Source organism: Streptomyces sp. NPDC036822 (assembly GCF_055609145.1).
On record NZ_JBVJPY010000005.1, the window covers coordinates 547556 to 557481 of the forward strand.

Sequence of the window (9926 nt, forward strand, 5' to 3'; positions counted from 1 at the left end):
CCCGGAATCAGTGCTGGGGCACCCGCGTGCCCGCGTGGGTGCGGCGGCGGAGGGTGGGGACCGGGGGAGGCGTGGGGGCCGCGGCCAGGAGGGCCGCCAGGGCGGCCGGCGTGGGGTGCCGGAAGACGTCCCGCAGGGTGAGCTCGCGGCCCAGCTCCGTGCGCACCCGGTTCAGCAGGCGCACCGCCAGCAGCGAATGCCCGCCCGCACGGAAGAAGTTCGCGTCGGCGGTCACCTCCTTGCCGTCGAGGACCTCACTGAACAGCTCCACCAGCCGGGGCAGCGGACCACCCGGCGCCGGCGGCATGGGCGGGCGCTCCCCGGTGGCGGCGACGACGGGCACCGCGTACTCGGGCAGCCGGTCCGACGCCCAGGACTGGGCCTCGGCCTCCGCGACCGTGCCCGTCACCCGGGCCACGAGTCTGCCGTCGGCGAGGGCCACCTCGACGTCCGTGACCTCGGGGTGATCCCGCAGGACCCGCCGTACGTGACCCAGGTCCACCCGGTACCCCGCGACGGTGGCGTAGGGTCCCTCGCCCGGCCGGGAAGGCCCTTCGGGCAGGGTGCCCACGCGGGCCCCGGGATCCGCCACGACGTGTGCCAGCGCGTCCCGGAGGAGACCGGCCAGACGTTCCGCCCCGGCCGCCCCGTACAGATCGGTGGCGTACTCCAGCACTCCGTCAAGACCACCGTGCTCCGCGCTGCCGGTCAGGGCGAACGTCAGGTCCGCCTTGGCGGTGTGCGCCCCGAAGGGCAGCGCCTCGCCGGCGAGCGGGTCGCCCGCCGCGGCCGTCCGGCCCGCGCCGTCCGGCTCCTGATCCACCCGCAGCATCACCTGGACCAGCGGGTGGTGCGCCGCCGACCGGTGCGGGTCGAGGTGCTCCACGACCAGGTCGAAGGGAACCTCCTGGTGCGCGTACGCCGCCAGGTCCGTTTCCCGGACCCTGACCAGCAGGTCCGCGAAGCACGGGTCCCCCGAGGTGTCGGTCCGCAGGACCAGGGTGTTGACGAAGAACCCGACCGACGCGTCCAGCGCCTGGTCGTCCCGGCCCGCGACCACCGTGCCCACCGCCACGTCCGGGCCGGCCCCGCAGCGGGTGAGCACGGCCGCGAGCGCCGCGTGGACCACCATGAACAGGGTGGTTCCGGTCTCCCGGGCCATCCGCTCGAGCCCCGCCCGTACGGACGCCGGGACGGTGAACCCGGTGACCGCGCCCCGCCCGGAGGGCACCGGGGGCCGGTGCCGGTCGGTGGGCAGGTCGATCAGCGGCGGAAGGCCGGCCAGGGCGCGCTCCCAGAAGCCGAGCCGCCTCTCCACGCCGGTGGAGAGAAGGTCCCGCTGCCAGAGGGTGAAGTCCGCGTACTGGACGGGCAGCGCGGCCCAGGAGGGAGCCGAGCCGGCGACGCGCGCCGCGTAGGCCGCGCCCAGATCGGCGAGGAGGCGGTCGGTCGACCAGCCGTCGGCGGCGATGTGGTGCAGCAGCAGCACCAGGGTCTGCCGTCCGGAGCCGTCGGAGGGCAGGAAGAGCCATGCGCGGAACGGCAGGTCCCGTGCGAGGTCGAAGACGTGTCCCGCGGCCGCGTCCACGGCCGCGGCCGGGTCGGCGGGGAAGCCCAGTTCCAGCCGCGGGCGGGCCCCTTCGAGGACCACCTGGTACGGCTCACCGCCCTCCGCCCGGTACACCGTGCGCAGCACCTCGTGCCGCTCGGCGACGTCGGCGAGCGCGGCGGCGAGGGCCGCCGGATCCAGCGGCCGTTCCAGCCGTCGTACCAGGGCGATGTTGTAGGCGGCGGAAGGCCCCTCCAGCTGATCGGTGAACCACAGGCGGCGCTGGGCGTACGACAGCGGGATCCGCTCGGGACGGGCGGCGGCCGGGCGGAGCACCGGCCGCCCCGCGCCGGACTCGGGACCGTCCGGCAGCCGCTCGTGCAACGCCCGCGGTGTCGGGGCGAGGAACAGGTCCCGGATTCCGAGCGGCACGCCCAGCGCCTCCCGGACCCGGTTGACGAGTCTGCTCGCCAGCATCGAATGTCCGCCGAGCCGGAAGAAGTTGTCGGCCGGGCGCATCTCGGTCCGGCCGAGGACCTCCGCGAACAGACCGCACAGCAGCTCCACCCGCGGGTGTTCCGGCCCCGCCCCACGCCCCCCGGTCCGCTCCTCCTCCCGGTCGCGTGCGGACGCGACCGCGCTCCGGGCGGCGGCCCGTGCCGCCTCGGCGAGCCGCTCCCGGCGGGCGGCGAACTCCGCCGCCTCCGTACCGCCGACCAGGCCCAGCGCGCTCAGCGGCCGGCCGGGGTCCTCGGCGAAGGCGGCGAGGGCACGGGCGTACACGTCCAGGAGCAGCCTGGCGGTGTCCTCCTGGAAGACGTCCTCGGCGTAGCCGAGCAGCAGCCGCACCCCGCCGTCGGACTCCGGCGCGCAGTGGAAGCTCAGGTCGAACTTGGCCGCCCCCAGGTCCACGGTGCCGGTCTCGGCGGTCAGCGGCCCGAGCCGGGCCGCGGCCCCGCCGTCGGTGGAACCGGGGGACCGGACCGTCAGCATCACCTGGAAGAAGGGGTGCTCGCCGAGGGCCCGGCCGGCCTCCCCGGCCAACTGCTCCACGAGCACGTCGAACGGCAGGTCCTGGTGGTCGAAGGCGGCCAGGTCGGTGTCCCGTGTCCGGTCCACCAGGACCGCCGCCGTCGGATCCCCGGAGGTGTCGGCCCGCAGGACGAGGGAGTTCACGAAGCAGCCGACGAGATCGTGCAGGGCCTCGTCGGAGCGGCCCGCGACCGGGGTGCCGACGGCCAGGTCCTGTCCCGCGCCGGTCGCCGAGAGGGCGGCGGCGAGGGCGGCCCGCGCCACCATGAACAGGCTCGCCCCGCGGTCCCGGGCGAGCGCGGCCAGTCCGCTCCACGTGCCGGGTTCGAGTCGGGTGCCGAGCATCCTGCCGCGTCCGGTGGGCTCGGCGGGCCGGGGCCGGTCGTAGGGCAACGCCGTCCGCTCGGGCAGCCCGGCCAGCGCGGTCCGCCAGTGGTCCAGGAGGCCCTCAGGGCCGCGGAGGAGATCGCGCTGCCACAGCGCGTAGTCCGTGTAGGCGAGGGGCAGCGGCTCCCAGTCGGGGGCACGGCCGGCAAGACGGGCGGTGTAGGCCGCGTCCAGGTCGCGCAGGAGCGGCTCCAGGGACCATCCGTCGACGGCGATGTGGTGGACGAGCAGCACCAGGGCGCAGCCGCCGTCCTCCGGGCGCCCGGACCCGGCCGTGAACAGCCGGGCCCGCAGCGGCACCCCCTCCGTCACGTCGAGCGGGGTACGTCCGAACTCCCCCACGCGGTCGTCCAGATCCGCGGCGTCCGCGCACCGGACCGTCTCCAGCGCGGGGATGAAGCCCTCCGTCACCCGCTGGTACGGCTCGCCGTCCACATGCGGGTAGGCGGTGCGCAGCACCGCGTGCCGGGCGGCCAGATCGGCCAGCGCCGCGCCCAGCGCCCCGATGTCCGGCATCCCGTCCAGGCGCAGCACCACGGGCGCGTTGTACGTCGCCGAGGGGCCCTCGATCCTGGCGAGGAGCCACAGCGCCCGCTGCGCAGCCGACAGGGGCGCCCGCTCCGGGCGTTCGGCCTCCGGCACCGGCCGTGGCGCGGGCCGGGGGGCGGCTCCGGCGCCGGCGCGGGCGGCCTCGGCGAGCCGCCGGTGCAGGGCGGCCGGGCTGGGGGCCAGGAAGAGGTCCCGGATGCCCAGCTCCACCCCGAGGGCGCTTCGGACCCGGTTGACGAGGCGGCCCGCGAGCATCGAATGCCCGCCGCTGCGGAAGAAGTTGTCGTCCGGCCCCACGTGCGGACGCCCGAGCACGTCGGCGAACAGGCCGCACAGGATCTCCTCCCGCGGACCGCTCACCTCACGGCGGCCGGGGTGGCCCGCGGGCGCCGCCGACGCCGCCGCCCGGGCCGCGGCCAGCGCCTCGTGCCGGGCGGCCAGCCCGGCCCGCTCCTCGGCCGTGGTCAGCGACAGCGCGCCGACCGGCCGGCCGGCGTCGCGGGCGAAGCCCTCCAGCGCCCGGGTGAACAGGTCCAGGAGCAGTCGTGCCGTGGACGCGTCGAACAGGTCGACGGCGTAGCCCAGCGCGAGGTCGAGCCCGTCGGGGGAGCCGTCCGGGGTGACGCGCTGCCCGCAGGAGTAGGTGAGGTCGAATTTGGCGGCCCCCAGGTCGGCGGTGCCGGGCCGGCCGGTGAGGTGCGGCCCGAGCGGGACCGGGCCGGTGCCCTCCGCCCCGTCGACGTTCAGCATCACCTGGAACAGCGGGTGGTGGCCCAGCGACCGCTCAGGGGCGAGCCGTTCCACCAGCAGCTCGAAGGGCAGGTCCTGGTGTTCGTACGCCGCCAGGTCCGCGTCCCGGACCCGCTCCAGCAAGGCGGCCGCGCTCGGATCGCCCGAGAGGTCCGTGCGCAGCGCCAGGGTGTTGACGAAGAACCCGACGAGCTCGTACAGATCCTCCTCGGGCCGGCCGGCGACCGGTGTGCCGATCACCAGGTCGGGGCCGGAGCCGGCCGCCGCCAGGGCCGCCGCCAGCGCCGCCCGTACCACCATCGGCAGGCTGGCCCGGTGCTCCTTGGCCAGGGCGAGCAGGGCCCGGTGGGTGCCCGCCGGGACGCGGGCGGTGAGCGTGCCACCGCGCCCGGTGGGCTCGGCCGGTCGCGGCCGGTCCGCGGGCAGGGCCGTGACCGCGGGGGCTCCTTCGAGCCTCCGCCGCCAGTGGTCGAGCTGCTCGGCGGCCAGGCTCTCGGGATCCTCCGGATCGCCGAGCAGGTCCCGCTGCCACACGGCGTAGTCGGCGTACTGGACCGGCAACGGCTCCCACGCGGGGGCCCGGCCCGCGAGCCGGGCGCGGTAGGCGGTGTCCAGGTCGCGGAGCAGGGGGCGCACGGACCAGCCGTCCGTGGCGATGTGGTGGAGCAGCAGCACCAGGACGGAGTCCCGGCCGCCGTCCGGTCCGGCGGGCGCGGTGAACAGCCGCACCCGCAGCGGGGGTCCGGCGGTGACGTCGATCGGCTCCCGGACGAACGCGGCCACCCGGTCCTCCCGGTCGGCGGGCGAGCACCGGACCACCTCGGGCGGGGGCACCGCCCCGGCCTCCCGGACCTCCTGCCGGGGCTCGGCGTCCGGGCCGGCCGGCAGCACGGTGCGCAGCACCTCGTGCCGCTCGACCAGATCGGCGAGGGCCGCCCCGAGCACCGCAGGGTCGGGCGTCCCGTCCAGGTGCAGCACCACCGGGGCGTTGTAGGTGGCGGACGGGCCTTCCAGCCGCCCGAGGAACCACAGGCGGCGCTGGGCGAACGACAACGGGGTCACGGTCATGTCCTCAGGCGTCGTGGGCTGCGACGAGCCCGTCGATGTGCGCGGCAAGGTCCCGCAGCCGCGGGTTGGCGTAGACGGCCTTCACCGGCAGGGCCACGCCGAGATCGGCGCGTACCCGCGAGACGAGCTTGATCGCGAGCAGGGAATGGCCGCCCAGTTTGAAGAAGTTGTCGTCGGGGCCGATGGAGTCCGCCCCGAGGACGGTGGTCCACACCCCGGCGATCAGCGCCTCGGAGGCGGACAGCCCGCCCTCCGCCGAGGCGGCCTCGGCTCCGGCGGCCTGCGCCCCGGCCCACGGGTCCGACTGCGGCGCGGTCGGCGCCGGTGCGGGCAGCGCGGCCCGGTCCAGCTTGCCGTTGACGGTCGTCGGGAAGCGGTCCATGGCGACGAGGACGGCGGGCACCATGTACGCGGGCAGGGAGCCGGCCAGCAGCTCCTTCAGGACCGACTCGGTCACCGGCCCCGTGGCCCGGTAGTAGGCGACCAGACCGGGCGCCCCGTGCACGTCGTCCCGCAGCACGACGGCGGCCTCGGCGACGGCCGCGTGCGCGGTCAGCGCCGCCTCGATCTCGGGGAGCTCGATGCGGAAGCCGCGCAGTTTCACCTGACCGTCCGCGCGGCCCAGGTAGGCGAGCCGGCCACCGGGGAGGACCCGGACCAGGTCCCCCGTGCGGTACATGCGCCCGCCCGGCTCGGCGTCGTCTCCCAGGTCGGCGGTGAACCGCTCGGCGGTGAGACCGGGACGGCGGCGGTAGCCGCGGCCCACGCGCGGCCCGGCGAGGTACAGCTCGCCGACCCCGTGCGGGCCGACCGGCCGAAGCCTCTCGTCGAGCACGCGCGGCCGCAGCCCCGGCAGGACGGCGCCGATGTGCGGAGCGGCGGCCTCCCCGGCCGGCGTCTCGATCCAGCCGGCGGTGGCGTCCACGGTGCACTCGGTGGGCCCGTACAGGTTGACCGCGCGGAGGGCGCCCGTCGTGGCCGTCGCCTCCGCGATCCGGGACCACAGCGCGGGGCTGATCGCCTCGCCGCCGATCAGCAGGGTGAGCGGGCGGTCGCCCGCGGCGCGCTCCCGGTCGCCCCTGCCGTCGCCGAGCAGCTCCAGCAGCGGGTCCGCGTGCGAGGGCGTGAGGTCCAGGTCGGTGAGGCGTTCGTCGGCCACGAGCGCGGCGAGCAGGGCCGGGTCGGCGCGCGTCTCGTCGTCGATCATCACCAGGGTGTCGCCGCGGCAGACCCGGGTCCACTGCTGCACGGAGGCGTCGAACGAGGGCGAGGCGTTCCAGCCGACCCTGCCGGCCTCGGTCACGGCGATGTGGGCGTCCTCCAGCTCGGCCAGCAGCCGGGCGGCGGCCGCCCGGCCGATCTCGACGCCCTTGGGACGGCCGGTCGAGCCGGAGGTGTAGATGACGTACGCCAGCGTGTCCCCGGTCACCGGCACCGGTCGGTACGCCGGCGCGGGCGCCTCGTCGGCGAGCAGCTCCCGCAGGTCGAGGTGGGGGACGCCGGGCAGCGGGGGCGTGTCGTCGGGGCCGCCGCCGAGGGTGACGACGGCGTCGGCGCCGGAGTCCTCGACCAGGTAGCGGCGCCGCTCGGCGGGCAGCTTCGGGTCGACCGGCAGATAGGCGGCGCCCGCGGTGAGGGTGCCGATCAGCGCGGACACCAGGCCCGAGCCGCGCGGCAGGCAGAGCGCGACCACGCTCTCGGGGCCGACGCCGTGGGCGGCCAGCCGGGCGGCGATCCGCATGGCGTCGGCGCGCAGCGCGTCGAAGGTGAGCGCGCGGTCGGCGGCGACGACGGCGGCACGGTCGCCCGGGACGGCGGCCAGCCGGTCCAGCAGGTCGGCGGGCGCCGGCTTCGCGGCGACGGCGGGAGCGAGGGTGCGGGTGCGCTCGGGCAGGACGGCGGTCATGGCGGTGGTCACTTCCCGAAGACGGTGGTGGAGGGCTGGGTGGCGGGGGAGCAGTCGGCGAGCGCGACCGGCTCGCCCATGGCGACGAGGATCTTGCGGTCGCCCTTGAACGCCTCGCGGCCGTGGGCGCAGAGGATGTTGTCCACGAGCATCAGGTCGCCGCGCTGCCAGGTCTCCCGGCGCGTCACCCGGTCGTAGACCTCGTTGACGGCGTCCACCTCGGCGTCCGTGAGCCGCGTTCCGTCGCCCAGATAGGTGTTGAAGGGCAGACCCTCCTCGCCGTACGTCTCGACGAGCACGTCACGGACGTCCGGGTCGAGGGTGCGGCTGTTCCAGAAGGCGAAGTGGTTGAACCACACCCGCTCCCCGGTCACCGGGTGCGTGACGATCGCCGAGCGGCGCTGACGGGTGACCAGGGAGTCGTCGTCCAGCCACTCGTACCCGATGGTGTTCTCTTCGCAGTACGCCTCGGCGACCGCCTTGTCCTCGGTGGCGAAGGTCTTGTACCAGGGCAGCCCCGCCAGTTCGGAGTAGTTGCGTACGAGCAGCCATCCGGCCCTCTCGAAGCGGTCCCGCAGGTCCGCCGGCAGCAGCCGCAGGGCCTCGCGCATGTCGCCGACGGTGGTGGCCCCGCCCTCCTCGGGGGCGGTCACGCAGCCGAACAGGAGCACTCCGGGGAAGTCCAGGGTGTAGCTGTTCTCGTTGTGCAGCCGGATCGGCTGGGCGGCCGGCAGGTCGGTGGACGAGAACACGCCCTCGCCGAAGTCGGTGCGCGGGGTGGCCTTCTCCTTGTACCCGGCGCGCCGCGCGATCAGCGCGTCGCGTGCGGTGGCGAAGTCGGCCGCGTCGGTGACCGGCAGACCCCGCAGCAGCACCGCGCCGGAGCGGTGCAGCTCCGCCTGGATGCCGGCCCGGTGGGTGCGCAGCCACGCGGCGGCGGCGGCGATGTCGGCGTGGCCGGGGGTGACCACGACGGCGGGCTTGCCCGGCTCGCGGAGCACGGTGAGGTCGGTGGAGGCGGGGGCATCGGCGAAGGTCGTCATCGGAACAGTCCTCTGCTGCGGGAAGAGCACGGAATCGGGAAGGGGTATGCGCACGGAAGCGGGGACGGATACGGGCACGTGGCCGGGTGGTACGCGTACGGGGACGGATACGGGCACGGGCACGGGTGGTACGCGTACGGGAGCCCTGCCGGGGGGAGGCGGTGCGTCGGGGGTCACACCGTGGCGGCCGCGAGCGCCGCGGGAACGGGCGCGGCGCCGCCGCCGGGCCGCGCGTCACCGGCGAGGACGGTGCCGACCAGGGCGAGGAACGCCGGGAGTCGGTGCTGGAAGTAGAAGTGACCGCCGGGCAGGACGTGCGCCGCGAAGCCGGCCTCGGTGATCTCGGCCCACCGGTCGAGCGCCGCCACCGGCACCACCGGGTCCGCGTCCCCTCCGATGACGGTGACCGGGCAGGAGACGTGTGCCTCCTCGACGGGGCAGCGGTACACGTCGTCGATGGCGAAGTCGGCGCGGATGGACGGGATGATGATCTCCCGCAGCTCGGGCTCGTCGAGGATCCCGTCGTCCGTGCCGCCCCGCTCCTTGATCGCGGCGACCAGCTGGTCGTCGTCCAGCCGCTCGGGGTGCACGGCGCTGGGGTTCTCCAGGAACGGCGCCCGGCAGGCCGAGGCCACCAGGGCGCGTGGGGCGCGGCCCGCCGCGGTGAGGAGCCGGGCCACCTCGAAGGCGACCAGCGAGCCCATGCTGTGCCCGAGGACCACCAGGTCCTCGCCCACGTCGGCGGGGAGTGCCGCCGCCACGGGGCCCGCCAGGTCGGCGATGGTCCGGGGCAGGTCCTCGGCGAAGCGGGCGCCGCGGCCCGGGTACTGGCCGATCAACAGCCTGACGTCCCCCGGCAGATGGGCCCGCCAGTCGGCGTAGGCGTGGGCGTTCCCGCCCGCGTGCGGCAGCACCAGGAGCGCGGTCCGGCGGGGGCCGTCACCGGGCAGGTCCCAGACGATGTCGGCGGCGTCGGGCAGAGGGGTCCGGTCGGTCATGAGGTGATCCGTTCCTGGTCGGCGCGGCGGCGCAGGGCGGGCCTGGCGCGGCGCGGTTTCGGGGTGGTCGTGGCCTGCGCGGTCCGGTCGTCCACGGCGGCCGCGAGCCGGGCCGGGGTGGGGTTCTGGAACACGTCGCGCAGGGTGAGGCGCACGTCCAGGGCGGTGCCCAGACGGTTGGTGAGCCGGGCGGCGAGCAGGGAGTGCCCGCCGAGGTCGAAGAAGTCGTCGTCGAGGGAGACCGGCGCGGACGTGCCGAGCGCCTCGGTGAACGCCGCGCACACCGTCCGTTCCAGCTCGGTCCGCGGCTCCCTGCCGCCGGTGCCGGGGCCCGCGTGCGGCGCGGGCAGGGCCCGTTTGTCGATCTTGCCGTTGGGGGTGAGGGGGAGCCGGTCGAGGGGGACGACGAAGGCGGGAACCATGTGGTCCGGCAGCCGTTCGCGCAGCCACAGGCGGATCTCCGCCGGCGAGGGCCGCCCGGCCCCGGCGTCGGTAGCGACCACGTGGGCGATCAGCTGCGCCGTGCCGTGGCGGTCCGGCCGGGTGGTGACGGTGGCTTGGGTGAGGTGGGGGTGGGTGGTGAGGAGGGTTTCGATTTCGGTGGGTTCGACGCGGAAGCCGCGGATTTTGATTTGTGTGTCGGT

At 75.9% G+C, this 9926-nt stretch carries 5 protein-coding genes; all 5 read right to left on the minus strand.

All coding sequences use genetic code 11. The annotated features are described in order from the left end of the window. Positions 1 to 7 precede the first annotated feature (7 nt). Complete coding sequence (locus tag ACZ68P_RS15730) at positions 8 to 5335, minus strand: condensation domain-containing protein (RefSeq protein WP_471006343.1); 5328 nt, start codon at positions 5333 to 5335, stop codon at positions 8 to 10. Positions 5336 to 5339: 4 nt separating this feature from the next. Further along, the gene (locus ACZ68P_RS15735) at positions 5340 to 7241 is read right to left on the minus strand and encodes a non-ribosomal peptide synthetase (protein WP_471006396.1); all 1902 of its coding nucleotides are present in this window, start codon (positions 7239 to 7241) and stop codon (positions 5340 to 5342) included. A gap of 8 nt (positions 7242 to 7249) precedes the next feature. Next, positions 7250 to 8284: a TauD/TfdA family dioxygenase gene (locus ACZ68P_RS15740; protein ID WP_471006344.1), complete on the minus strand. Its 1035-nt coding sequence runs from the start codon at positions 8282 to 8284 to the stop codon at positions 7250 to 7252. Between the two features lie 173 nt (positions 8285 to 8457). Then, positions 8458 to 9282 (minus strand): thioesterase II family protein, encoded by an 825-nt coding sequence (locus ACZ68P_RS15745; protein ID WP_471006347.1) that lies wholly within the window; start codon positions 9280 to 9282, stop codon positions 8458 to 8460. Next, positions 9279 to 9926 (minus strand): phosphopantetheine-binding protein (locus ACZ68P_RS15750; protein WP_471006348.1); only part of this gene is annotated, 648 nt, incomplete at its 5' end. The genes ACZ68P_RS15745 and ACZ68P_RS15750, both read right to left, overlap by 4 nt.